The organism is Blattabacterium cuenoti (genome assembly GCF_014252055.1).
GTDB lineage: Bacteria > Bacteroidota > Bacteroidia > Flavobacteriales > Blattabacteriaceae > Blattabacterium > Blattabacterium cuenoti_D.
The window spans coordinates 98,544-123,364 of record NZ_CP059208.1 but is presented as its reverse complement, the minus strand read 5'-3'; the positions used below and the strand labels follow the sequence as shown (position 1 = coordinate 123,364).

26 protein-coding genes, 3 tRNA genes and 1 other RNA gene are annotated in these 24,821 nt (G+C 24.0%); 19 read left to right on the top strand and 11 right to left on the bottom strand.

The window, feature by feature from the left end; genetic code table 11:
• Window positions 1-3: 3 nt before the first annotated feature.
• Window positions 4-402 carry a DUF4293 family protein gene (locus H0H48_RS00590; RefSeq protein ID WP_185871187.1) on the bottom strand — a complete coding sequence of 133 codons (399 nt, stop codon included), beginning with the start codon at window positions 400-402 and terminating at the stop codon, window positions 4-6.
• A 184-nt stretch (window positions 403-586) separates the two neighbouring features.
• On the opposite strand from H0H48_RS00590, the gene rho reads away from it, so the two are divergent.
• From rho to H0H48_RS00575, 3 genes are all read left to right on the top strand, one after another.
• Window positions 587-2,134, top strand: a complete 1,548-nt coding sequence (gene rho, locus H0H48_RS00585) for a transcription termination factor Rho (RefSeq protein WP_185871186.1) — start codon at window positions 587-589, stop codon at window positions 2,132-2,134.
• A 42-nt stretch (window positions 2,135-2,176) separates the two neighbouring features.
• Window positions 2,177-2,249, top strand: a tRNA-Met gene (locus tag H0H48_RS00580).
• A gap of 121 nt (window positions 2,250-2,370) precedes the next feature.
• A complete protein-coding gene (locus H0H48_RS00575) occupies window positions 2,371-3,462 on the top strand; it encodes a DNA recombination protein RmuC (RefSeq protein WP_238785335.1) in 1,092 nt (363 codons plus the stop codon).
• A gap of 4 nt (window positions 3,463-3,466) precedes the next feature.
• Here the strand turns inward: H0H48_RS00575 and H0H48_RS00570 are convergent.
• The 3 genes from H0H48_RS00570 to H0H48_RS00560 form a co-directional block, all read right to left on the bottom strand.
• Window positions 3,467-3,549, bottom strand: a tRNA-Ser gene (locus H0H48_RS00570).
• 5 nt (window positions 3,550-3,554) lie between these two features.
• Window positions 3,555-3,852: RNase P RNA component class A (rnpB, locus tag H0H48_RS00565), an RNA gene on the bottom strand.
• Complete coding sequence (locus H0H48_RS00560) at window positions 3,850-4,566, bottom strand: YebC/PmpR family DNA-binding transcriptional regulator (protein WP_185871184.1); 717 nt, start codon at window positions 4,564-4,566, stop codon at window positions 3,850-3,852. The genes rnpB and H0H48_RS00560 overlap by 3 nt, the downstream gene beginning before the upstream one ends.
• Before the next feature lie 88 nt (window positions 4,567-4,654).
• Here H0H48_RS00560 and rpmB point away from each other — a divergent pair, with 88 nt between their 5' ends.
• The 5 genes from rpmB (at window position 4,655) to htpG (ending at window position 8,165) form a co-directional block, all read left to right on the top strand.
• Window positions 4,655-4,891: a 50S ribosomal protein L28 gene (rpmB, locus tag H0H48_RS00555; protein WP_185871183.1), complete on the top strand. Its 237-nt coding sequence runs from the start codon at window positions 4,655-4,657 to the stop codon at window positions 4,889-4,891.
• A gap of 17 nt (window positions 4,892-4,908) precedes the next feature.
• A complete protein-coding gene (gene rpmG, locus H0H48_RS00550) occupies window positions 4,909-5,091 on the top strand; it encodes a 50S ribosomal protein L33 (protein ID WP_185871182.1) in 183 nt (60 codons plus the stop codon).
• Between the two features lie 2 nt (window positions 5,092-5,093).
• Entirely contained in the window at window positions 5,094-5,258 is a 165-nt protein-coding gene (locus tag H0H48_RS00545; RefSeq protein ID WP_185871181.1) for a DUF4295 family protein, read from the top strand.
• Window positions 5,258-6,202 carry a signal recognition particle-docking protein FtsY gene (gene ftsY / locus H0H48_RS00540; protein WP_185871180.1) on the top strand — a complete coding sequence of 315 codons (945 nt, stop codon included), beginning with the start codon at window positions 5,258-5,260 and terminating at the stop codon, window positions 6,200-6,202. The genes H0H48_RS00545 and ftsY overlap by 1 nt, the downstream gene beginning before the upstream one ends.
• A 103-nt stretch (window positions 6,203-6,305) precedes the next feature.
• Window positions 6,306-8,165, top strand: coding sequence for a molecular chaperone HtpG (gene htpG, locus H0H48_RS00535; RefSeq protein ID WP_185871179.1), 1,860 nt, complete (start codon window positions 6,306-6,308; stop codon window positions 8,163-8,165).
• A 23-nt stretch (window positions 8,166-8,188) separates the two neighbouring features.
• On the opposite strand, the gene H0H48_RS00530 is transcribed toward htpG, so the two are convergent.
• The gene (locus H0H48_RS00530) at window positions 8,189-8,956 is read right to left on the bottom strand and encodes a 3'-5' exonuclease (RefSeq protein ID WP_185871178.1); all 768 of its coding nucleotides are present in this window, start codon (window positions 8,954-8,956) and stop codon (window positions 8,189-8,191) included.
• A complete protein-coding gene (locus H0H48_RS00525; protein WP_238785334.1) occupies window positions 8,953-9,639 on the bottom strand; it encodes a CDP-alcohol phosphatidyltransferase family protein in 687 nt (228 codons plus the stop codon). Before H0H48_RS00525 ends, H0H48_RS00530 begins: the two co-directional genes overlap by 4 nt.
• Before the next feature lie 12 nt (window positions 9,640-9,651).
• Between H0H48_RS00525 and ybeY the strand changes: the two genes are divergently transcribed.
• Window positions 9,652-10,080 carry an rRNA maturation RNase YbeY gene (gene ybeY, locus H0H48_RS00520; protein WP_185871177.1) on the top strand — a complete coding sequence of 143 codons (429 nt, stop codon included), beginning with the start codon at window positions 9,652-9,654 and terminating at the stop codon, window positions 10,078-10,080.
• Between the two features lie 12 nt (window positions 10,081-10,092).
• On the top strand, window positions 10,093-11,967 hold the full coding sequence (gene mnmG / locus H0H48_RS00515) for a tRNA uridine-5-carboxymethylaminomethyl(34) synthesis enzyme MnmG (protein ID WP_185871176.1): 1,875 nt from the start codon (window positions 10,093-10,095) through the stop codon (window positions 11,965-11,967).
• 18 nt (window positions 11,968-11,985) lie between these two features.
• On the opposite strand, the gene H0H48_RS00510 is transcribed toward mnmG, so the two are convergent.
• Entirely contained in the window at window positions 11,986-12,297 is a 312-nt protein-coding gene (locus tag H0H48_RS00510) for an FtsB family cell division protein (RefSeq protein ID WP_185871175.1), read from the bottom strand.
• 195 nt (window positions 12,298-12,492) lie between these two features.
• Here H0H48_RS00510 and fumC point away from each other — a divergent pair, with 195 nt between their 5' ends.
• Window positions 12,493-13,884, top strand: a complete 1,392-nt coding sequence (fumC, locus tag H0H48_RS00505) for a class II fumarate hydratase (protein WP_185871174.1) — start codon at window positions 12,493-12,495, stop codon at window positions 13,882-13,884.
• An 18-nt stretch (window positions 13,885-13,902) separates the two neighbouring features.
• Here the strand turns inward: fumC and H0H48_RS00500 are convergent, their stop codons facing one another.
• Window positions 13,903-14,667, bottom strand: coding sequence for a TatD family hydrolase (locus tag H0H48_RS00500; RefSeq protein ID WP_185871173.1), 765 nt, complete (start codon window positions 14,665-14,667; stop codon window positions 13,903-13,905).
• Window positions 14,668-14,689: 22 nt separating this feature from the next.
• Here H0H48_RS00500 and fabD point away from each other — a divergent pair, with 22 nt between their 5' ends.
• Entirely contained in the window at window positions 14,690-15,547 is an 858-nt protein-coding gene (fabD, locus tag H0H48_RS00495) for an ACP S-malonyltransferase (protein ID WP_185871172.1), read from the top strand.
• The gene (locus H0H48_RS00490; protein ID WP_317168614.1) at window positions 15,544-16,473 is read left to right on the top strand and encodes a GYDIA family GHMP kinase; all 930 of its coding nucleotides are present in this window, start codon (window positions 15,544-15,546) and stop codon (window positions 16,471-16,473) included. The genes fabD and H0H48_RS00490 overlap by 4 nt, the downstream gene beginning before the upstream one ends.
• Window positions 16,474-16,546: 73 nt before the next feature.
• Here the strand turns inward: H0H48_RS00490 and H0H48_RS00485 are convergent.
• The 3 genes from H0H48_RS00485 to H0H48_RS00475 form a co-directional block, all read right to left on the bottom strand.
• Window positions 16,547-16,629, bottom strand: a tRNA-Leu gene (locus H0H48_RS00485).
• A gap of 8 nt (window positions 16,630-16,637) precedes the next feature.
• Window positions 16,638-18,245, bottom strand: coding sequence for an Rne/Rng family ribonuclease (locus H0H48_RS00480; protein WP_185871171.1), 1,608 nt, complete (start codon window positions 18,243-18,245; stop codon window positions 16,638-16,640).
• A gap of 171 nt (window positions 18,246-18,416) precedes the next feature.
• Window positions 18,417-18,710: an HU family DNA-binding protein gene (locus tag H0H48_RS00475; RefSeq protein WP_185871170.1), complete on the bottom strand. Its 294-nt coding sequence runs from the start codon at window positions 18,708-18,710 to the stop codon at window positions 18,417-18,419.
• A gap of 82 nt (window positions 18,711-18,792) precedes the next feature.
• Between H0H48_RS00475 and mutY the strand changes: the two genes are divergently transcribed.
• From mutY to H0H48_RS00445, 6 genes are read left to right on the top strand one after another with little or no spacing between them, the layout of a single operon-like run.
• Window positions 18,793-19,851, top strand: a complete 1,059-nt coding sequence (gene mutY, locus H0H48_RS00470) for an A/G-specific adenine glycosylase (RefSeq protein WP_185871169.1) — start codon at window positions 18,793-18,795, stop codon at window positions 19,849-19,851.
• Between the two features lie 56 nt (window positions 19,852-19,907).
• A complete protein-coding gene (gldE, locus tag H0H48_RS00465; protein WP_185871168.1) occupies window positions 19,908-21,221 on the top strand; it encodes a gliding motility-associated protein GldE in 1,314 nt (437 codons plus the stop codon).
• A 34-nt stretch (window positions 21,222-21,255) separates the two neighbouring features.
• Window positions 21,256-21,882 carry a tetratricopeptide repeat protein gene (locus tag H0H48_RS00460; protein ID WP_185871167.1) on the top strand — a complete coding sequence of 209 codons (627 nt, stop codon included), beginning with the start codon at window positions 21,256-21,258 and terminating at the stop codon, window positions 21,880-21,882.
• A gap of 9 nt (window positions 21,883-21,891) precedes the next feature.
• A complete protein-coding gene (gene ribH / locus H0H48_RS00455; protein ID WP_185871166.1) occupies window positions 21,892-22,374 on the top strand; it encodes a 6,7-dimethyl-8-ribityllumazine synthase in 483 nt (160 codons plus the stop codon).
• The gene (gene mutL, locus H0H48_RS00450) at window positions 22,371-24,143 is read left to right on the top strand and encodes a DNA mismatch repair endonuclease MutL (protein ID WP_185871165.1); all 1,773 of its coding nucleotides are present in this window, start codon (window positions 22,371-22,373) and stop codon (window positions 24,141-24,143) included. Before ribH ends, mutL begins: the two co-directional genes overlap by 4 nt.
• Window positions 24,121-24,807, top strand: a complete 687-nt coding sequence (locus H0H48_RS00445) for a rhomboid family intramembrane serine protease (protein ID WP_185871164.1) — start codon at window positions 24,121-24,123, stop codon at window positions 24,805-24,807. Before mutL ends, H0H48_RS00445 begins: the two co-directional genes overlap by 23 nt.
• Window positions 24,808-24,821: the final 14 nt, after the last annotated feature.

Here is a 24,821-nt window from a genome sequence, read left to right as displayed (position 1 = left end):
TATTTATCGTATCCTATTAATGGATTCAATTAGTTTAATGTCTTTTTTTATTAATTTGTTAGTTTTTTTTAAAATAGATATAGAAAGAAATATGATAAAAAAAATGTACATTTTTCTTTGAAAAAAAATGGATACGTTTAGTTTATAATAATAAAATGATGAAAAAGATAGTATTATAATAGAATTTATAATATTTATTGCTATATTAATTTTATTTAAAAATAATTGAATCTCCATTTTTTTAAAGAAAAATAAACTAGAAATAGATAAGGTTAAACATAGAACTAAAATGCATAAAATTATTTTATTTAATAAAATGCAATGTTTTGTCTTTATTTCATCATATAAATACAATGAAAAAAAATAAATAGCAATAGAAATTAATGAATATAATGTTTGCATGCGGTATAACATATTTTTTATAAATTTTTACTTTATCTTACTAAGTTCAAATTTATTTTTTGTATAATTGTATTTATCGTTTATAACTTTTTCCTAGTTCTCATTATACTACTAAAGCATATTTTTTTTTATACAATCCATCAATATGTGATATATATAAAAAATCTAACCCAATTATTACTTTATGTTTGATATTACTGAATTAAAAAGTAAAAAACTTTTCGAGTTACAAGAAATTGCCCGTTCTTCAGGATTAAAGAAATGTACACAATTACGAAAAAATGAACTATTAGAAAAAATAATTTCTATTTTTAATAATAATAATAAAAATATTTCTTCTCAAAAAAAAGATAAAAATATTCCTAAAAAGGAGTATAAAAATAGAAAAGGGACTGGAACAGATTCTATATTTTCAGAAAGAAATAAAGTCATAAACAATGGTGGAAAAATTAGAGAAGATGTTAAATTTCAAAAAAAACATCAAAATTTATCTAGTTGGAAAAAAAATGAAAAATACGATAACCAAACATTTCAATCTCCACAACAACAAAGTCATAATGTAGATATTTTATTGCAAAAAAATTTTTCAAATAAATATAAATCTCCAGAATATGAGTTTGATGGTATTATAATTAGCGAAGGTGTTCTAGAAATAATGCTAGAAAACTATGGTTTCTTACGATCATCTGATTTTAATTATCTATCATCTCCTGATGATATTTATGTATCTCAATCTCAAATTAGACTTTTTGGAATGAAAACTGGAGATACAATAAGAGGAGAAGTCCGACCTCCAAAAGATGGAGAAAAATATTTTCCATTAATAAAAATTATTGAAATTAATGGCAGGAATCCTTCATTTATTAGAGGAAGAGATTCATTTGAACATTTGACTCCATTATTTCCAAATGAAAAATTTAAACTAGCAGAAAAAAATTCTACACTATCTACAAGAATAGTAGATCTTTTTACTCCTATAGGAAAAGGACAAAGAGGAATGATTGTAGCTCCTCCAAAAACAGGAAAAACAACTTTATTAAAAGAAATAGCAAATGCTATTGCTGCTAATCATCCGGAAGTATATTTAATCATATTACTTATAGATGAACGGCCAGAAGAAGTAACAGATATGCAAAGAAATGTAAAAGGAGAAGTAATTGCTTCTACTTTTGACGAACCAGCAGATAGACATGTAAAAGTAGCTAACATTGTTTTACAAAAAGCAAAAAGAATGGTAGAATGTTCTCATGATGTAGTTATCCTATTAGATTCTATCACACGTTTAGCTCGTGCTTATAATACTGTAGCTCCTGCATCTGGAAAGGTTTTGTCTGGAGGAGTTGATGCAAACGCTTTGCATAAACCAAAAAGATTTTTTGGCGCTGCTAGAAATATAGAAAATGGAGGATCTTTATCAATTATTGCTACAGCAATGATCGATACAGGATCAAAAATGGATGAAGTTATTTTTGAAGAATTTAAAGGAACAGGAAACAAGGAACTTCAATTAGATAGAAAAATTGCTAATAAACGTATTTATCCAGCCATTGATCTTGTTTCTTCTAGTACAAGAAAAGATGATTTACTATTAGATACAAATACCTTACAAAGGATGTGGATTCTTCGTAAACATCTTTCTGATATGAATTCCGTAGAAGCTATGGAATTTTTAAGGGCAAGAATAGCTAGAACTAAGAATAATGAAGAATTTTTAATATCTATGAATAGATAATTTGATTTTTTAAATGAAAAATACTATATTCGATGTAATTTCCGCGGGGTGGAGCAGTTGGTAGCTCGTCGGGCTCATAACCCGAAGGTCATAGGTTCGAGTCCTATTCCCGCTATTTTAGATTTTACAAAAAAAATTATTCCATATTTTTTGATATTTTGATGTTTTATTTTTCATTATTTTTTTGTTTTATTTTTTTCTTTATTATTCTTCTATTTTTTTTTAGAAAATCAGAGTTGTTTTTTCGTGAAGAATTCAGAAATCAAAGGAAAGATACACAAGAATTATCTCAATATAGCAGAGAACAATTACGTGATTATTTTACAGAATTGAAAAATGGATTAACTAAAACTCTAACAGAATTTCAAGATTATATTGATAAAAAAATTCTATTCCATATAGATCATCAATCTAAAAAATTAGATTTTATTTATGCGGAGCAAGAAAAATTATTTAAGTTAACAGAAAATAATCTAGAAGACATAAAAAAAAATGTTAATGAAAAACTTCAGGATTCCCTAAGTTTCCATTTAGGAAAATCATTTGAAATTATTGGAAATCAATTATTGTTTTTACAAGAAGGACTTGGAGAAATGAAGATCCTAGCAAAGGATGTTAGTGATTTAAAAAGAACATTAAATCATGTTAAAATATGTGGTAGTTTTAGTGAAATGCAACTTTCAATGCTTTTACAACAGATTTTATCTCCCGATCAGTATGCTTCTAATGTAATTACTAAATCTAATACAAATTTTATAGTTGAATTTGCGATTAAACTTCCTGGACTTGGAGAAGGAAATGTTGTATGGCTTCCTATTGATGTTAAGTTCCCAAAAGAAACTTATGAAAAAGTACAAAATGCTTATCGTAAAGGTGATAAAAAAAATATCAAAGTATCGATAAAAAACATGGAATCTGTTCTTAAAAAAATGTCTAGAGATATTAAAGATAAATATATAGATCCTCCTAATACTACAGATTTTGCTATTCTTTTTTTGCCATTTGAGGGGATATACGCGGAAACAGTAAAAAATTCTAGTTTATTAGAGGAGTTATTAATAAAATATAAAACCGTTATAGCAGGACCATCAACTCTAGCTGCTATATTAAATAGTTTACAAATAGGTTTTAGAACTTTAGCTATTCAAAAAAGAAGTTCTGAAGTATGGAAAGTTTTGGAAACTGTAAAACAAGAATTTAAAAAATTTGGAATATTACTTCATCAAGCTCAAGAAAAATTACAAGGAGCTTCAAAGGATATAGACACTTTATTAGGTGTAAGAACTAATTTTATTGAAAAAAAGTTAAGAGATATAGAAAATTATTAGAATGCGGAGAGAAAGGGATTCGAACCCTTGACACTTTTGTGTACACGCTTTCCAGACGTGCGCCTTAAACCTCTCGGCCATCTCTCCAAATAAAAATAAGTAAAACTATAAGCCGGATTCTGTTTTTTCCTATCATTTATCTAGGATCTAGATTACCCTAGACCTCTATCTGCCTACCCCCCGGTATCAACCGAGCAAGTTTTCCGGTATACATGGCATTTCACCACACAGAGTTTACATGATTTCACTACAGCCTTATCCTGTACATTCTTTCTGTTGCACTATTCCTCATCTCTCGATGGATGGTTGTTAACCATTGTGTTGCTCTATGGTGTCCGGACTTTCCTCATTATTTATTTTTTTTTAAAATGCGATAGGTCATTATACTTACTTTATTTTTATATCAAAATCAGAATAAACGTTATCAACATCTTCGTTATTTTTTAATTTTTCTATTAAATCTAGTACTTTTTTATTTTTATCGTTTGATATATTTTTATTTATTTTTGGAATATAATTAATTTCTGAATGATAAAATATTTCTAATTTTTCCAAATTTTTTTTCATAGCCCCAAAATATGAAAAATCTGTATATATAGATATTATATTATTGTTTTTTATAAAATCTTTTGCTCCAAAATCTATAACCATAAGTTCAAAATCTTCTATGCTAGAGTTAATATTTTTTTCTTTTACATGAAAAATTCCTATTTTTCGATATAAATGATTTAATTCTCCGTTTTTGCATAATCTTCCTCCATTTTTATGAATTATTGATCTTACATTAGACATTGTCCTAATATTATTATCAGTTGTACATTCTATAATCATACTAATTCCATGAATACGTCCTTCTATAATTATATTTTTGTAATTGTTTTTCTTAATTTTCAGATTTTTTTCTATAGCTTTTTCTATAGAATTCTTAGGAACGTTAAATGATTTTGCATTAGCAATAGCATTTTTTAGGCGAAAAGAATTTTTTCCTGATTCTCTAACAGCTATCGATATTTCTTTAATTATTTTAGAAAATATTTTAGATTTTTTAAAATCTTTATTAGATTTTCTATGTTGTATATTTGACCATTTACTATGTCCTGACATTGAAATATTAAGAAATTATTGTATATTAATTGTGAGTTAATCTTGAGAAAAAGTAAAGTTGTATAGCAATTTAGTAAAAAAAAATATTATGTCAAAAGTTTGTGAATTGACAGGAAAGAGAGTAATGTTTGGTAATAAAGTCTCTCATGCTAACAATAAGACAAAACGACGTTTTAATATTAATTTATGTAAAAAACGTTTTTTTTTAACAAAAGAAAATAAATGGATTACTTTAAAGATTTGCACTTATGCAATTAGAATTATTAATAAAATAGGAATTGAAAAGGCATTGAAAAAATTTCAATATAAAAAAAATAAAAAATAAAAAAAAATTAGTATAATATGGCAAAAAAAGGAAATAGAATCCAAGTTATTTTGGAATGTTCTGAGCATAGAAAAAGTGGAATATCTGGTTGTTCTAGATATATAACAACAAAGAATAAGAAAAATACCCCAAATAGAATAGAATTAAGGAAATACAATTCCATTCTAAAAAAGTATACTATTCATAAAGAAATTAAATGAAGATGTCTAAAAAAACTGTAGAAAATAAAAAAAAGATAGAATCAAAAAAAATGATTTTAGCTATAAAAATAGTTAAATCAAAGAAGTCTGGTTTTTATACTTTTGAAGATAAAATAATTTCCTCAGAAGAAATAAAAAGTTTTTTTAATAAAGAAGTAATTAAATAATGTTTTTTCTAAGAAAAAAAAAAGAAAATTTCGACAATGAATTAAAAAAAACTAGAGAATCTTTTTTTTCAAAAATAAAAAACCTCATTTTTTTAAAAAAATCAATTGATTTAAAAATTTTAGATCAAATAGAAAATTTACTTTTATCAGCAGACATAGGAACAAAAACAACTATAAAGATTATTGATAGTTTAGAAAAAAAAATAAAAAATGATGGATACAAGTCTACAAAAGACTTATATAATTCTTTAAAAAAAGAGATAAAAAATTTTTTTACAGGAATTGTAAATGATAGTAATGATAGTTTGGAAGAAAAAATAAAGTACGGAAAGAAACCATATGTAATTATGATAGTAGGAGTAAATGGTGTAGGAAAAACAACTACAATTGGTAAGTTAGCTTTTTTTTTTAAAAAAAAAGGTTTTTCAACAATAATTGGGGCATCAGATACATTTAGAGCTGCGGCTATTAATCAACTTGAAATATGGTCAAATAAAGCTGGAGTTCCATTGATTAAACAACATATAAATGCAGATCCAGCTTCTGTTGCTTATGATACACTGCAATCTGCAAAATCAAAAAATAAAGACATAGTTTTAATTGATACGGCTGGAAGATTGCAAAATCGTGTTGATCTAATGGAAGAACTTTCCAAAATAAGTAGAGTGATGAAAAAAATAATTCCTGAATCTCCTCATGAAATTATGCTTATATTGGATGCTTCTACAGGTCAGAATGCTTTTGAACAAGTGAAAAAATTTATTTCCTTTGTTAAAATTTCTTCTATAATATTAACAAAAATAGAAGGAACAGCAAAAGGTGGAGTGATAATAGGGATTACGGATCAATTCAAAATTCCTATTAGATATTTAGGAGTAGGAGAAAAAATAGAAGATTTAAGAAAATTTGATGAAATAGAATTTATTAATTCTATTTTTAACTAAAAATAGTTACATAACTGACATAATTGTATATGACAACGGTATTATTTAATTAAGAGTGGTATGATATTTGAAGATATTATTTTATTGAATAATTATTTATTCTATGGAAAAGAATAAGATTAGTGTAACTTCAGAGAACATATTTCCTATCATAAAAAAATTTCTTTATTCAGATCAAGAAGTTTTTTTGCGTGAACTTGTATCTAATGCAACAGATGCAATTTTAAAACTAAAGACTTTAGTTAACTTAGGAAAGTTAAGTGATAGTGATATAGATGTAGTTGATAATTTAAAAATTAGAATTTTAATAGATAAAAAAAATAAGTCTATTCATGTAATAGATAATGGAATTGGAATGACCAAGGAAGAAGTAGAAAAATATATAAATCAAATAGCTTTTTCTGGAGCAGAAGAGTTTATTAAAAAATATAAAACCGATAGTTCTTCTAATATAATTGGACATTTTGGGTTAGGATTTTATTCTTCTTTTATGATTGCTGATAAAGTTGAAATTTTTACACAATCTTATAAGAAAGATTATTCATCGATATTTTGGTCTTGTGATGGAACTCCTAATTTTGTTATGGAACAAATTGAAAAAAGAAATAGGGGGACGGAAATTGTTTTATTTGTTAATGATGAAAGTAAAGAGTATTTAGAATATGATCAAATTTTAAAATTGTTGAAGAAGTATTGTAAATTTATGCCTGTAAAAATTACTTTATCATGTGAAGATAATGAAGGAGATAATAATAAGGAGATTTTCATTAATAATACTTTTCCTGCTTGGAAAAAAAATCCTATAGAATTAAGAGATATAGACTATTCAAATTTTTATCATGAATTGTATCCTAATCAATTAGAAAACCCTTTATTTTGGGTTCATTTAAATATAGACCATCCGTTTAATTTGACAGGAATTTTATTTTTTCCAAAAATGGATCAAAGAATTGACATCCAAAAGGATAAAATACATTTATATCAGAATCAAGTTTATATTACAGATAATTTAGAAGGAGTAGTACCAGATTTTTTAAGCTTATTAAGAGGAGTAATAGACTCTCCTGATATCCCTCTTAATGTTTCAAGGTCTTCTTTACAAAATAATCCTTCTGTGAAGAATATATCAAAATATATAACAAGAAAAGTTGCAGATAAGTTAAGTTATATGTTTAAAAATGATAGGAAAGATTTTGAAAATAAATGGGAAAACATAAAAATAATTGTGGAATATGGAATGATTAGTGTCCAAAATTTTTTTGATAAGTGTATAGATTTTTACACATTTCCTAATGTAGATAGGATCTTTTTTACCTTAGAAGAATTTAAGGAAAAAGTAAAAGACTGTCAGACAAATAAGGATGGAAAAATTGTTTTTCTATATTCTTCTAATAAAGAAGAACAATATGGATATATTAAAAAAGCATTAGATAGATCTTATGAAGTTCTAATTTTAGATAGTCCACTTTCAATTCATTTCATACAAAAATTAGAATTATTGTATAAGGATATCTGTTTTGTTAGGATAGATTCAGATCATATTGACAAGTTGATTTCTAATAAAGTAGAAAATAAATCTTCTTTATCAGAAGAACAAAAAAAGAATATAGAAAATTACGTTAAAAAAAATTTAGTGGAAAACATGAATTTTTCATCTATTAAATTAGAAGATTTATCTAAAAATGATGATCCTTTTTTAATTGTTATTCCGGAATTCTTAAGAAGGATGAAAGAAATGAACTATCTAAAAAAAGATCTTATAGAGAAAGATGAAGGTAAATATTATGAATTAATAGTTAATACTAATCATATATTAATGAAAAAAATTTTAGAGGAAAAATTTGAAGAAAAAAGAAAAAATCTAATACAAGATATTATAAATTTAACACTTTTATCAAAAAATTTATTACGTGGAAAATATCTAGATATTTTCGTATCTAAAAAATTAAAAGATCTTTGTTAATTAAATAAAGAATAATTTTTTAGTTATTTATTAAATTTTCTTAATTTAATATTCGTTAGTATTTTTTTTGTATATAATGGAAAATCTGAATTTTGTATCCATCCATAATAATTTGGATCTTTTTCGAATATTTCTAAAACTTTCTCTCCCTTGTATTTTCCAAAGTTAAATATTTCGTTCCCTTCTTCATCTATTTTTATAAATCCTGCAAGATCTGCTATTTTTTTTTGATTAGAAAATTGATTTAAACTTTTTACATCTTTTTTCAAATTTTGATATTTTTCTAATTGAGATAATAGTATTTCATAAGTAGCAAAAACATCAGCTTTAGAACTATGAGCTTTCATAAGATTTTTATTACAATAGTATTGATAAGCAGCAGAAAGAGTTCTAGGTTCCATTTTATGGAATATCACTTGAACATCTATAGTTTTATGTTTTTTAATATCAAAAGACATTCCTGCTCTTAACATTTCTTCTGCTAGAATAGGAATATCAAATCTATTAGAATTATATCCTGCCAAATCTGTATTTTCTATCATTTTTAGTATAGATGTAGCTATATCTTTGAATCTAAGTTTACCAGTAACATCTTCATCTTTAATTCCATGGATAGCTGTTGATTGTGGAGGAATAGGAATTCCAGGATAAATAAGCCAAGTTTTATTTTCTTTATTTCCATTAGGAAATATTTTTAATATGGATATTTCTATAATTCTATCCTTACCAATATTTATTCCCGTAGCTTCTATATCAAAGAAACAAATAGGACGATAAAGTTTTAATTTCATTTTTTTAATATGAATTTTTTTATGATTTTATAATAAACTGAAATTATTATATATAAAATGATAACACATGGTATAGCAATCATATGTAAAGTTAATAAAAGAAAAATACTAATCAATAAAAATATGTAACGTATTTTATTTTTTTTCCATGTATATCCATTAAAATTAATGGAAAACATCTGTATTTTAGAAATTAATAGATAACAAGAACAGAAAATAAAAAATAATATCAAAATAGGATGTTTATAATTATTTTGAAAAATTACTGATAATGAAGAAAAAAATAGAGCATTCACCGTAGTTGTCAATCCTAATTTTTTATGACTTATGTTAAATTTTGCAAGACGACATGCAGAAAAAATAGAAATTAAAAAAGAAAAGCATTCTATATATGTAAATCCAATCTTGTTAGATTTTTTAAGGATGAAGAACATTGATATAGATGGTACTAATCCAAAAGAAACCATGTCTGCAAGAGAGTCTAATTCTTTTCCGAATTTGCTATTTTTTCTCATAAGTTTTGCAATAAATCCATCTAGAAAATCAAAAACTATTGAAATTATAGTAGCTATGTTAGAAGATAAAAAATCTTCTGAAAATAAAAATATTATAGAAATATTGCCAAAAAACAGATTTAACAATGTTAAAATATTTGGAATTATTCCTTTTATTTTTTCTATCATAAAAAAAATTCAATGATTAATATTTTCTATGAGATAAAAAACTTTCGTATAAAAAATGAATTTTCATTCATAAATGAAATTAATATATTATTAAATAATGAAGGTTATATTATTAATAATAATATAAATTATATTTTTTGCAATGACGATTTCATATTAGCAATGAATAAAAAATACTTAAATAAAAATTTTTATACAGATGTTATTGCTTTTAGTTATTCAACAGAAAGTTTAAAATTTTCCATATTAGGAGATATATATATCAGTATAGATAGAATTATAGAAAATTCTAAAAAATGGAATGAATTTTTTTTAGTTGAGTTAAAACGTGTTATGATACATGGAGTTCTGCATTTAGTAGGATATAATGACAAAAAAAAAGAAGATAGAAAATTAATGAAAAAAAAAGAAAATTTTTATTTAGATTTGTTTCAATTTTAATAAATATCATGCATGTTTTCAAATGTATATGATATAATTATAGTTGGAGGGGGTCATGCTGGATCAGAAGCAGCATCTGCATCATCTAAAATGGGATCAAAAACTCTACTAATTACTACAAATTTACAGACAATAGGTCAGTTATCTTGTAATCCAGCTGTAGGAGGAATTGCTAAAGGTCAAATTGTAAGAGAAATAGATGCTTTAGGAGGATTATCAGCTGTAGTAACCGATTATAGTACAATTCAGTTTAGAATGTTAAATAAATCTAAAGGTCCTGCTGTGTGGAGCCCTAGAGCTCAATGTGATAGAAGGTTATATTCTAATTTTTGGAGATTTTTTCTTGAAAAAAGAAATAAATTAGATCTATATCAAGATACTGTTACATCTTTAATTATAAAAAATTATATAGTTAAAGGGGTTAAAACAGCTCTTGGAGTAAAAATTAAAGCTAAAAGTGTAATATTGACAAACGGAACATTTTTAAATGGAAAAATTCATATTGGGAGTAAAAAAATTAGTGGAGGAAGAATTGCAGAAAAAGAAGTTAAAGGAATTACTGAACAATTAGTTAATATATTTGGATTAAAATTTGGGAGAATGAAAACTGGAACTTCTCCTAGAGTAGATGGACGTTCTTTAGATTATAAAAAAATGAAAGTTCAAGAAGGAGATTTAAATCCTAAGAAATTTTCTTTTTTTTATAAAACAAAAAAATTAAAAAAACAACATAAATGTTATATTGCTTATACAAATCATATAGTACATGATTTTATAAAAGAAAATATTGCACATTCTCCAATTTTTTCTGATTCAATTCAAGGTTCAAGTCCAAGATATTGTCCTTCTATAGAAGAAAAAATTTATAGGTTTTCTGATAAAGAAGAACACCCTATTTTTATTGAACCTGAAGGATGGAATACAAATGAAGTATATATTAATGGATTTTCTACATCTTTTCCAGAAAAGATACAATATGATGCTCTAAAAAATATATATGGATTTGATAATGTAAAAATTCTAAGGCCTGGATATGCTATTGAATATGATTATTTTCCTCCAGATCAATTAAAACCTACTTTAGAAAGTAAAATCATAGAAAATCTTTTTTTTGCTGGACAAATTAATGGAACTACAGGATATGAGGAAGCAGCAGCACAAGGATTAATTGCAGGAATTAATGCACATATGAAAATTAAAGAAAATTCTCCACTTATGCTTAAAAGAAATCAAGCTTATATTGGAGTATTAATAGATGATTTAATTACAAAAGGAACTATGGAGCCATATAGGATGTTTACTTCAAGAGCTGAATATAGAATGTTGTTACGACAAGACAATGCAGATGAAAGGTTAACCTATATAGGATATGATATAGGATTAATTTCAAAGAAAAATATGAATTTAGTAGGTAAAAAAACTTATTTAATAGAGAAATGTATTTCTTTTTTTAGAAAAAAAAATGTTGACCCAATAGTTATAAATCCTATTTTAAACAATAAAAATTCTCCAATAATATTCAGCAAAAAGAAAATTGAAACTATATTATCTCGTTCTGGTATTGAAATTGAAGATCTTGTTTCTATTCCATTTATAAAAGAAGAAATAAAAAATAATGTGTTTTCGAAAGAAATATTGGAACAAGTTTCTATTAGAATTAAGTATAAAGGGTATATAGATAGAGAAGAGGAAAATGCAAAAAGATTATTAAGGTTAGAAAATATTATTATTCCACATAATTTTGATTATAAAAAAATGAAATCTTTATCATTAGAAGCAAGAGAAAAATTGAATTATTATCGTCCAATTTCATTAGCTCAAGCATCAAGAATAAGCGGAATTACTCCTTCAGATTTAAGTATTTTATTAATATGTATAAGACGTTAAGAAACTTATTTTAGTTAGTTAATTTTTTTTATTTTTATTATTTATAATAAATAAATCTTCATCTTCCTTTTTCATATGAAATTTTTCTCTTGCTAATTTTTCAATATATTTAGAATCTTTTGTTAATTTTTTTAAATGATTTTTTTCTAAAAGAATTTTATTTTTCAAATAATCTCTATCTAAAGTTATTTCTTTAATCTCATTTTTTATCTTCCAATGCAATACTAAAGAATTTGTATCAAAAAAAGACATCCATATAAAAAATGATAAACTTATCCAGAAGTACTTATTTTTTATTACTATACTACTATATTTTTTTTCTTTTTTCATTTTTAAAAATATGACTAAAATTTTTAATAGTTTCAATTAGACCACTTACAATCCAGTAAATACTGAAAGAAGATAAAAATAGAATACACCAAAAGCCAGATATGGTTATAAGTAAAAAAATTAAAAATCCCAAAAATTTAATTATCATAATAAATTCTGATTTTTTTCTATAATTTCGTAAAAAAAAATTTAAGAATGAATTTTAAATATAGAATAGAAAAAGATACTTTAGGAGAAGTAAAAGTACCTTATAATAAATATTGGGGAGCACAGACAGAAAGATCAAGAAATAATTTTAAGATAGGAAAAGAGGGGAGCATCCCAATAGAAATTATTCATTCTTTTGGAATTCTTAAAAAAGCTGCTGCTTATGCCAATTTTTCATTTGGTATTTTATCTAAAAAAAAAAGAGATTTTATATCACAAGTTTGTGATGAAATTATAGATGGAAAATTAAATAATCAATTTCCTTTAGTCGTCTGGCAAACTGGATCTGGAACTCATACCAATATGAATATTAATGAAGTTATATCAAATAGATCTCATGTTTTAATGGGAAAAAAACTTGGAGTAGGAAAACCTTACATACATCCTAATGATGATGTTAATATGTCTCAATCATCTAATGATACTTTTCCCACTGCCATGTACATAGCAGCTTATAAAAAACTGGTAGAAAAAACTATTCCTTTTATTAGAAAGCTAAGAGATGCTTTAGAAAAAAAAGCAAAGTTATTTAGGAATATTATAAAAATAGGTAGGACTCATCTTATGGATGCTACTCCTATAACATTAGGACAAGAATTTTCAGGATATGTCTCTCAAATAAATCATGGAATAAATTCTATTGAAAAAACTTTAGATTCTCTTTCTGAATTAGCTATAGGAGGAACAGCTGTAGGAACCGGATTAAATTCTCCAAAAGGATATGATGTAAAAGTTACAGAATATATATGTAAATATACAGGGTATCCTTTTAAAATAACAAATAATAAATTCTCAGCTTTAGCATCTCATGATGCTATGGTTGAGTCTCATGGAGCTATTAAACAAATAGCAGTTTCTTTAATAAAAATATCAAATGATATTCGTTTTTTATCTTCTGGACCAAGATCTGGAATTGGAGAAATTTTAATACCAGAAAATGAACCCGGATCTTCCATTATGCCTGGAAAAATAAATCCTACACAATGTGAGGCTATTATAATGGTTTGCACACAAATTATAGGAAATGACACGATTATCTCAATGGCAAATTCTTCTGGAAATTACGAATTGAATGTTTCTAAACCATTAATTATTTATAATTTTTTGAAATCATCTAATCTTATTGCAGATGCTTGTAAATCTTTTTATACCTTATGTATAGAAGGAATTAAACCAAATTATTTGAGAATAAAAGAGTTTTTAGATAAATCTTTAATGTTGGTAACAGCATTAAATACTCGTATTGGGTATGAAAAATCAGCAGAAATAGCAAGATCCGCTTATAAAAATAATACAACTTTAAAAAAAGAATCTGTTAAATTAGGCTATTTAACTATTGAAGAGTTTGAAGAATTAGTAGATCCATCTAAAATGATATGATAGATAATGAATTACTTTTTATTGAAAAAATAAATCATCAACATTTTTTTCTATAGATTTTGCTATTATTTCTTCTGGAAGAGAATAAATTTTAGATAATTTATTTAATATTATTCTTAATCTACTAGGTTCATTTCTTTTACCTCTAAAAGGATGTGGAGATAGATATGGACAATCTGTTTCTAATACAATATTATCTATAGATATATTATGTAAAAATTTATCAATATGATTATTTTTAAAAGTAATTATTCCACCTATTCCGAGCTTCATTCCTAAATCTGTTATTTTTATAGCTTCTTCTAGGTTTCCACAAAAACAGTGAAAAATTCCTTTATCATAAGAATTTTCTTCTAATATTTTGATAACTCTATGAAAAGAATTTCTGCAATGGATTATTATCGGTAATTTATTATATTTTGCTAGTTTTATTTGATTTACAAAGGCGTATTCTTGTTCAAGAAGAAATTTTTTACTAGAGTGTAAATCTATTCCTATCTCTCCTATAGAAAGAAAATGATGTTTACTTAAATATTTTTTTATATTGTTTAATTCTGTTTCTATAGTATCCGGAAAAACATTATTAGGATGTAATCCTATCATGGAAAAGCAAATATTTGGATATTTTTTTTCTAATTCAATAATATCGGGGATAGTTGAACTATCTATAGAAGGAATAATAAATCTATTTATATCTTGATTCATTGCTCTTTTTATTACATCACAAATATCTTCTTGAAATTCTTTCATGTATAAATGAGCATGAGTATCTGTTATTTTCATGATTAATTAAATATTTTTTTATATGAAAGCTTATTTATTTCCTGGTCAAGGATCACAATTTAATGGTATGGGAAAAGATTTATATAAAAAATCTACTTTAGCAAAAAAATTATTTCGTTTATCGGATGAAATTTTAGGATTTAGAATAACATCTATGATGTTTAATGAAACAAAGATTCTTTCAGAAAAAACGAAATATACACAACTATCAATTTATATTTATTCAGTCATAAAAGCAAAAATATCAAATGACTTTGATCCAGATATGGTAGCTGGACATTCTCTTGGTGAATTTTCAGCTTTAGCATCTGTTAATGTTATTTCTTTTGAAAAAGGATTAATATTAGTGAATCAAAGAGCTAAATTAATGCAAAATATTTGTGAGTCTACAAAAGGAGAAATGGCCGTTATTTTTGGGTTAGAAGATGAAGTTATAGAATTTTACTGCAAAACAGATAATGGAATTGTAGTCCCATCTAACTACAATTGTCCAGGACAATTAGTAATTTCTGGAGAACAAAAATCAGTAAGAAGAGTTTGTTCTTGTTTAAAAAAAATTGGAGCTAAAAGAATATTTATTCTTCCTGTTCATGGAGCATTTCATTCTCCTATGATGGAACCAGCAAAAAAAGAATTTGAAAAAATTATAGAAAAAACATCTTTTAAAGATTCTAAATGTCCAATTTATCAAAATGTAAATGCTCAGCCAATTATAAAATCTGAAGACATAAAAAATAATCTTAGAGAGCATTTAACTTCTCCAGTTAAATGGAAGCAGTCCATAAAAAATATGATAATTCATGGAGCTTCATTATTTATTGATATAGGTCCAGGAAATATTTTAAGTAGTTTAATAAAAAAAATTTTAAGAAATAAATGATGTATTATTATAAAAAATTTTTTTATAGTCATGGAAAACTATTGTTAACGGGAGAATATTTTATTTTATGTGGAGCTATAGGATTAGCTTTACCTACAATTAAAGGACAATCATTAACCATTTTTGGTAAAAATTTTTTATCCTCTATATTACATTGGAAAAGTTATGATGAAATGGATAAACTTTGGTTTGAAGTTGTTTTTAATATTCCTTCTCTAGACATAGTTTATGATACTGAAAAAGAAATAGCTCTTAAGCTAAGATACCTATTATTAAAATCTTCTAAAATTAGAAACAACTTCTTAACCCATTTTTTTGGATTTCTTGTAGAAACAAACTTGGAATTTCCAAGGAATTGGGGATTAGGTAGTAGTTCTACTTTAATTAATAATATAGCGAAATGGGCTGATATAAACCCCCATTTATTATTAGGAGATAACTTTCCGGGAAGTGGTTATGACATTTCTTGTGTTTCTATTTCTAAACCAATATTTTATAAATTGTATCATAATAAACCTTATATAATACCTATAAAATTCAACCCTCCATTTAAAGATAAACTATTTTTTTTACATCTTAATAAAAAGAAAAATACTTGTGATGGAATCAAGTTTTTTTCTTCTATAAAAAAGAAAATTTCTATTCAAAATATTGAATCAATATCTTCTATAACTTTAAAATTACCTTTCTGTAAAACATTAATTGAATTTGAAGAATTATTATTGAAACATGAAATGATAATCTCTGAAATCCTTAACATTCCTACAATTAAAGAAACTTATTTTCCAGATTACTTGGGATTGGTAAAAAGTTTAGGCTCCTGGGGAGGAGATTTTGTTTTAATAAGTTCTAGAAAAGGAATGAGAAATTACTTTTCAGAAAAAGGATTTCATACTATCATATCATTCGATGAAATGATTTTATAATAAAAAATGAAGATTAAAGCTGTTGTTAAGAACAAAAATACTTTTTTTTGAATTTACAAAAAAAATTAGCTAGTGCGGGCGAAGGGATTCGAACCCTTATACCTAAAAGGCATCAGATCCTAAGTCTGACGTGTCTACCAGTTTCACCACGCCCACAAAATTAATTAATAAAAAGAAGATAAAATAATTTTATTTTTCTCATTAGAAAGAATATATTCTGTATATTTTAATGATTCTTTTGGAATAATTTTTATCCATTTTTTATGGTTAAATAACCATTTTTGTTGTATAGAAGGAAATCCTTTTTTAAGATAAGCTGAAATAAAAGGATGTATATGTAATTGTATTACCTTATTCTTAACCATTTTATTTCTTATAATATTTTCTATAGAAAATTCTATATGATTGATGTAATCAGAATCTTTTTTATGATTTTTATAGTTATAGTAAATATTATAATTTAATTTATAGTTATTTTTTTTTAATTCAGGTCTTACTCTATGACGAGTAAATTGAACTAATCCAAATTCATTTGGAGGTAAAATTTTATGTTTTGCTTTATCATTTTTCATTTTTTCTTTTATATATTCATATAGTTTATTTTTATGAATAGATTCTGACATGTCTATAAAATCTACTATAATTATTCCTCCCATATTTCTCAATCTAAGTTGTCTAACTATTTCTGTTGCAGCAATCAAATTTATTTTTAATACCTGATCAATTCTTTCTGATTCTGTACAATTTTTCTGAAAGGGATTGCTTATTCCACTATTAACATCTATAACATGAAGAGCTTCTGTATGTTCTATAATAAGATATGCACCATTATCTAGTGGAACATTTTTTCCTAGATATGTTTGTATTTGTTTATTTATTCCATATTTTTCAAATATTGGAATATTTTCTTTATAATATTTTATTATACTGATTTTATCAGGTGCTATTAAAGATAAATAAGAATAAATTTCTTTACAAAGAAAATTATTATTACAATAAATATATTGGAAATTATCATTAAATAGGTCTCTTAAAAAACAAAAAATTTTGCTTTCTTCATTTAATATCTGAACTGGAGGTAGTTTTATTATATTATTTAGTGTTATTTCCCATTTATTTATTAAGTAAAAAAGTTCTTTTTCTAAAATTTCTAATATTTTATTATAAGAAGCTGTTCTAATCACAATACCAAATTTATTTGGTTTTATTTTTTTTATGTGAGAAATCAATCTTTTTTTTTCTTTTATATCTTTTATTTTTTGAGAAACAAAAATTTCATCTGAGAAAGGAATGAGAATTAAGTACCTTCCTGGAAGGCAAATTTTTGATGTTAACTTTAATCCTTTATTATAAATAGGTTCTTTAGATACTTGTACAATAATTTTTTGTCCAAGACATAAAACTTCATCTATAGAATTAATATCATTATTATTATTAGTATAATCTATAATTCTTTCTTTTTCCGAAGAATTTGGATAAATAAAAATCTCTTTTTTTCTATGATTATCTGGAATTAAATCTAATATATTTTTATATTTTTGAAATCCAAGATCATTATAATGTAAAAAACCTCCTTTCGAATGTCCTATATCAATAATAGCAGCATTTAATCCATGCAAAATTCTTTCTACTACTCCTAAATAGATATCACCTACGGAAAACTTTCTATTAAAAACTTCTTTATGAAGTTCTAATAGTTTACCATTCTCTAAAAGAGCAATTTTTATTTCTTGTTCTTCTTCATTTGCATTTATAACTAATTCTTTACTCATCCCCAAAAAACAAGGAAAAAATTTAGAAAAAATAAGAAAGGTTATTTCTTTTTATGTCTGTTTCTTCTATTTCTTTTTTTTCTTTTATGGGTAGCTATCTTACGTCTTTTTCTTTTTCTTCCGTTTGGCATAATAATTTTCAATATTTATTGATTTAAGTTTCTAACATCATTATTTTTTAATAGGAACATTTTTTTTTATTAATTCGGTGAAAGACTTTGCAGGTTTAAATGCTGGAATATTATGTTCAGGAATAACTATAGACATATCTTTAGATATATGACGTCCAAGTTTTCTTGCTCTATATTTAATAATAAACGATCCAAATCCTCTTAAATAAACATTTTCTCCCGATGTTAGACTTTGTTTTATTTTTTTCATAAATATTTCTATCACCTTTTGCGTGTCAATTCTTTCAGATCCAGTTTCTGATATGATTTCTGTTATTATATCTGCTTTTGTCATGTTTAATCATTATATCGAATAACAAAATTCGTTTTCCTAAATATAGGAATTTTTTATAAAATTGCTTTAAAATTTAATATATATGGATTTTTCTAAAAAAATAATAAATTGGTATAAAAATAATTATAGAGATCTTCCATGGAGAAAAACAAAAAATCCGTATTATATATTAGTTTCAGAATTCATGTTGCAACAAACAAAAGTATCTCAAGTAATAAAATATTACTATAATTTTATAAAAGAATTTTCTAGTATAAAAAAATTATCTGAAGCAGATGAAAAATATGTTTTAAAAAAGTGGGAAGGACTAGGTTATTATTCTAGAGCTAGAAATTTACATTCCTTTGCTAAGGAATTAATAAAAAAAAAAGATAACTTCCCAAAAAGTTATAAACATTTAATAAAATATAAAGGTATAGGTCCTTATACAGCTTCTGCTATTGCTTCTATATGTTTTAATGAAAGAATCCCATCTTTAGATGGGAATGCTTGTAGAGTTTTTTCAAGATATTTAGGAATAGATAAAAATATTACATCTGAAAAAACAAAAAATGTTTTAAGAGATATTATTGTGAAAATGATGAAAACTTGTAAAGTCCCAGGTATTTTTAATCAAGCTATAATGGATTTAGGTTCCATTATATGTACTTATAAAAATCCTAAATGTTATTTTTGTCCAATAAAAAATTCTTGTTTTGCTGCTAAAAATAGAGTAGTAGATAAATTTCCTGTAAAAATAGGAAAAAAATATTGTATAATAGAAAGATTTTTTTATTATATTATTTTATATGATCATAAAAAAAATATTTGTATACATAAAAGATCTAAAAATGACATATGGAAAGGACTTTATGAATTTCCTTTAATAGAATTAAAAAATAATCTTCATTCTCATGAAGAGATAATAAAGACCGTTTGGAAAAAATTCAATTTAATTTTTAATACTGTTATTTATAAAATAAAACATAAATTAACTCATCAAAATTTATCAATTCAATTTTTGAATTGCGAAATTTTTCAAGAAAAAGATAAATTAATAAAAAAAAATGAATTTTTTTTTATTCCGCATAATAAAATAAAGGATTACCCTTTTCCTCGTCCTATTATATTGTTTTTAAAACATAATAAAAATATGATTTAATTATTTTTTGTTATGTACATTTTTTATGAAAAAAATTTTCATCAAAATTTAATCTTTTGGAAAAAGAATCTTCGACGAATATTTTATTAGAAAATACTTTATATTTAGTTTTTTATTTATTAGTAATAATAATGCTTTTATTATTTTCTGCCCTAATATCTGGAGCAGAAACTTCTTTTTTTTGCATGGAAAAAAAAACTGTAGATCGAGAAGTAAAAAAAAACTTTTATAGAGGAAATATTGTGTTAAAAATTCTAAAAAATAAAAAAAAACTATTAGCAACGATATTAATATCTAATAACTTTTCTAATATTGGTATTGTAGTATTAATATCCTATTTAATGGAATTTTTTAAAAAAAAAATTTCGATTTTCTATGATCAATATTCTATTATTCCCATTAACTTTATTTTAGAAGTAGTATTACTCACTTTTATATTGCTTTTATTTGGAGAAATAATTCCTAAGATATATGCAAAAAATAATTTTAGTTTCGCTTTATTTATGTCTAAGCCTTTAATTTTTCTTAGTAAAACTTTATACCCTATTAGTAGAATATTAATTTTTATATCTAAACTTATAGAAAATAGATTGCTAAAAAAAAGAAATGTATTTTCTGTTGATAAATTATCAAGAGCTTTAAAAATAACGTCTTATAAGAAAAATATTAAAGAAAGTCAATTTCTACAAAGAATAGTTGATTTCGGAAACACAGAAATCCATCAAATTATGACTCCTAGAATTGATATGTTTGCTTTAAATAGCAATACTTCTTTTTCTAAAGTATTAAGATCTGTTCGTAATCATGGATATTCTAGAATACCAATTTATAAAGAAAGTATTGATGATATAGAAGGAGTACTTTATGCAAAAGACCTTCTTCCATTCATTTATAAAAATGATTTTAATTGGATACAATTAATCCATCCTCCTTTTTTTGTCCCAGAAAAAAAAAAGATAGATGACCTTTTAAGTGATTTTAAGAAAAGTAAAATTCACTTAGCTATTGTGGTAGATGAATATGGAGGAACTTGTGGATTGATCACTTTAGAAGATGTTATTGAAGAAATAGTAGGAGATATTACCGATGAATTTGATGTAGAAGATACATCTTATTCTAAACTGGATAATAACAATTATTTATTTGATGGAAAAACTTCTTTAATTAATTTTTATCGTATTATGGATGTAAAAGAAGAAATTTTTTTTGAGAAAAAGAAAGGAGATGCAGATACTATAGGGGGGTTTATTATGGAAATAAATAAAGAATTTCCAAAGAATAAACAGAAAATTAATTTTCTTAATTATTCTTTTATTATTAAAAATATTGAAAATAAAAGAATAAAAACTATAGAAGTAATAAGAAAATAATTTAGTATTTTTTTTATATATACAAAAAAATAATATGGTTAAATCAAATAAAAAATATGTAATAATTTATTCTTGTATAATAACAGTAATAGCATTAGTTTTTGGTATACTTTATTATGAAAAATTTTTTATTCATTCACATGAAAAGAAAGCTCTATTGGAATTAACATATGCTCAAAAATATCTTTCTCAAGGAGAAATAAACAACGCTTTAAATAAAAAAAAAACAAAAATTAATTATCTAGGTTTTTTAGGAATAATATCTAAATATCCTTTCACTAAAGCGGGAAATATTTCTAAATTCTACGCAGGAATTTGTTATTATAAATTAGGGAATTATAAAGAATCAATAAAAATGATGGAGAGTTTTTCTGCTAAAGATGATATTTTATTTTCTATTAAATATGGATTTATAGGTGATGCATTTTCCCAAATGCGGTATAAAGAAAAAGCTTTAATATATTATATTAAAGCCGCAAAAGTAAAAGAAAACGAATTAACAACGCCACTTTATTATTATAAAGCAGCCCTACTAAATTTTTATATGAAAAGATATAAAAAATCAAAATATTTATTAGAAAAAATAGAAATATATTATCCTTCCTTCTTATATAAAAAAAATGTAGAAAAATATATCATGTTTATTAACAATAAATTATAAATTTTTTTTATGAAAAAAGAACCTATTTATTCATTAGATAAAAATGAAATTATAAATGCAGATTTACGTATCGCTTTTATCGTTTCTTTATGGAATAAAGATATTACAGACAGATTATATAACGCTGCTTATGATACTTTAATTCAATATGGAATTTCAAAAAATAGAATAAAAACTTGGACAGTTTCTGGTAGCTATGAATTAATTTATTCTTCTAAAAAAATAGCTATTTGTTATAATTTTGATTCTATAATTGTTATAGGATCCTTAATACAAGGAAAAACTTTTCATTTTGAATATCTTTGTCAAGCTATTTCTCAAGGAATAAAAGATATAAATATAAAATATGATGTTCCAGTTATATTCTGTGTATTAACAGATAAGAATAAACAACAATCTATTGATCGTTCAGGTGGAAAAAATGGGAACAAAGGGGTAGAATGTGCTAAAACTGCTATATATATGTCTTTATTTAGAAAGTCTATAAAATGAATCAAAATGTTATTAAACTTTTACCTAAAAATGTAATAAGTCAAATTGCTGCTGGAGAAACAATAGAAAGACCTTCTTCTATTTTGAGAGAACTTATGGAAAATTCAATAGATGCTAATGCTAAAAAAATTGATATTTTTATAAAAGATTCAGGTAAAACATTAATTCAATTGGTAGATGATGGAGATGGAATGAGTTTAAGTGATGCTAGAATGAGTATTCAAAGATTTGCCACTTCAAAAATTTATAATATTAATGATCTTTTTAAGATTCATACAAAAGGATTTAGAGGAGAAGGTTTATCTTCTATAGCGCTAATAGCTGAATTAGAAATACAAACTAAAGATAATAAAAGTTCAGAAGGGGTTCATCTTTTTATAGAGGAAGGTAAAATTAAAAAGGAACTCCCTATGAACATGCATAGGGGAACAAGAATTTCTGTAAAAAATATTTTTTCTAGAATTCCCGTTAGAAGAAAATTCTTAAAATCTTCTAAAATAGAATTTATTCATATAGTTAATGAATTTTATAAAATTGTGATTTCTCACAGAGAAATATTATATCGTTTTTTTCATAACGAAAAAATTTTTTTTTATCTAAAAAAAGCTTCTTTGAAAGAAAGAATAAAAGAAATTTTTAAGAACAAAAATAGAATATTAACGTCTTTTTTAATAAAAAAGGAAAAATTTTTAATTCAAGGATTTGTAAGCACTCCTAATTCTTCCATAACAAAGAAAGGAGATCGATTTTTAGTTGTTAATAAACGTTGTGTAAAACATCTTTTATTACATAAAAAAATTGTTCATGCTTATAATGGATTTTTAAAAAATTTTAATACAATATCTTATTTTATTTTTATCGATATAGTTCCAAACTTGGTAAATTGGAATATACATCCTGCAAAAAAAGAAGTGAAATTAGATGGAGAAGAAGAAATAAGTGCTTTAATTAAACAAGAAATAAAAAACGTTTTATTTCACCAGTATAAAGTTGAAAATATAAAAAATAAAGAGTTAAAAAACTCTAATATTTTATCTTCTTGTGATTTAGATAAAAAAAAATTTTTTATAAATTATTATAATTCATGTTCTAATTCAGAAATTTTTTCTGAAAAAGTATTTAAATTAAGGCATTTAAATAAAATAAAAAATGAGAAATATAGTTCATTCATTTCAAATGAAAATAAACTTCATGATTATGTTTTTAAGAAAATAAAAATAAAAACAATTCAGATAAATAGAAAATATATAGTTTTTACATTATTAAAAAATGAAGATATGATATTAGTAGATCAACATAGAGCACATAGTAATATACTATATGAATTTTTTAATTCAAAAAAAAATTTAATTATCCAAAAATTATTTTTTCCATTAAAAATAAAACTATCAAAAAAAGAATTCTTTTATTTGAGAAATATAAAAGAAGATTTAAAATATCTTGGGTTTTATTTTTATTTCAGAAATAAATTTGCCTATTTATATACTATTCCTGATAATATTCATCAAAATACATTACAAAAAATATTTAAAGATCTATTAAATTATGATTTAATAAAAGAAAAGAGTAATAAAAAAGATATGATTATAAAATCTATATCTAAATCAGCAGCCATAAAATATGGAGAAAAATTAAATTCTGATCAAATGGAATATTTAATTAGAGATTTATTTTCTTGTAAAAATTATAATTATACTTATACAGGAGATCCTGTATTTTTTAGAGTAAACGAAAATTTTTTTAAAAGTGAATATTTATACAAATTTTAATTCAGATGCTGTAAAACATTTAATCAGCATAAATATACTTGTATATACAGCTACATTTGTTTTTTCACAATATAAAATAGAAAGTTTTCTGTCTTTATATCATCCTTTAGATGAACGATTCGAGTTATATCAAATATTAACTCATATGTTTGTACATTCTAAACGACTTTTTTTACATATAATTTTTAATATGTTAGCATTATTTATGTTCGGAGGACAGATTGAAACTTTATTAGGAATAAAAAAATTTATGATAATATATTTTTTTTCAGGATTTTTTGCTGCGTTATTACAAATAATTTTCAATACAAGTGTTATGTATTATTTTTTACATACTTTAGATTTTTATCAAGCTAAAAAAGCATTAGATTCTTTAAATGAAGAACAAAAAATAACTCTTTATAGTTCTATGTATTCTCCAATGATGGGTGCTTCTGGTGCTGTTAGTGGAGTAGTTGGAGCCTTTGCTAGATTTTTCCCAGAACATAAAATTTTTATTTTACCTTTTCCATTTCCTATTGCTGTGGAAAAAGCTATCATGATTTTTATTTTTGGAAGTTTTTTATCTGCTATTTTAAATTTAGCTCCTGGAGTTGCACATTTTGCTCATATTGGAGGTATCTTATCTGGTTATTTTATAGGAAGTTTTTTTTTAAAAAGATAAATAATGTAAAATAG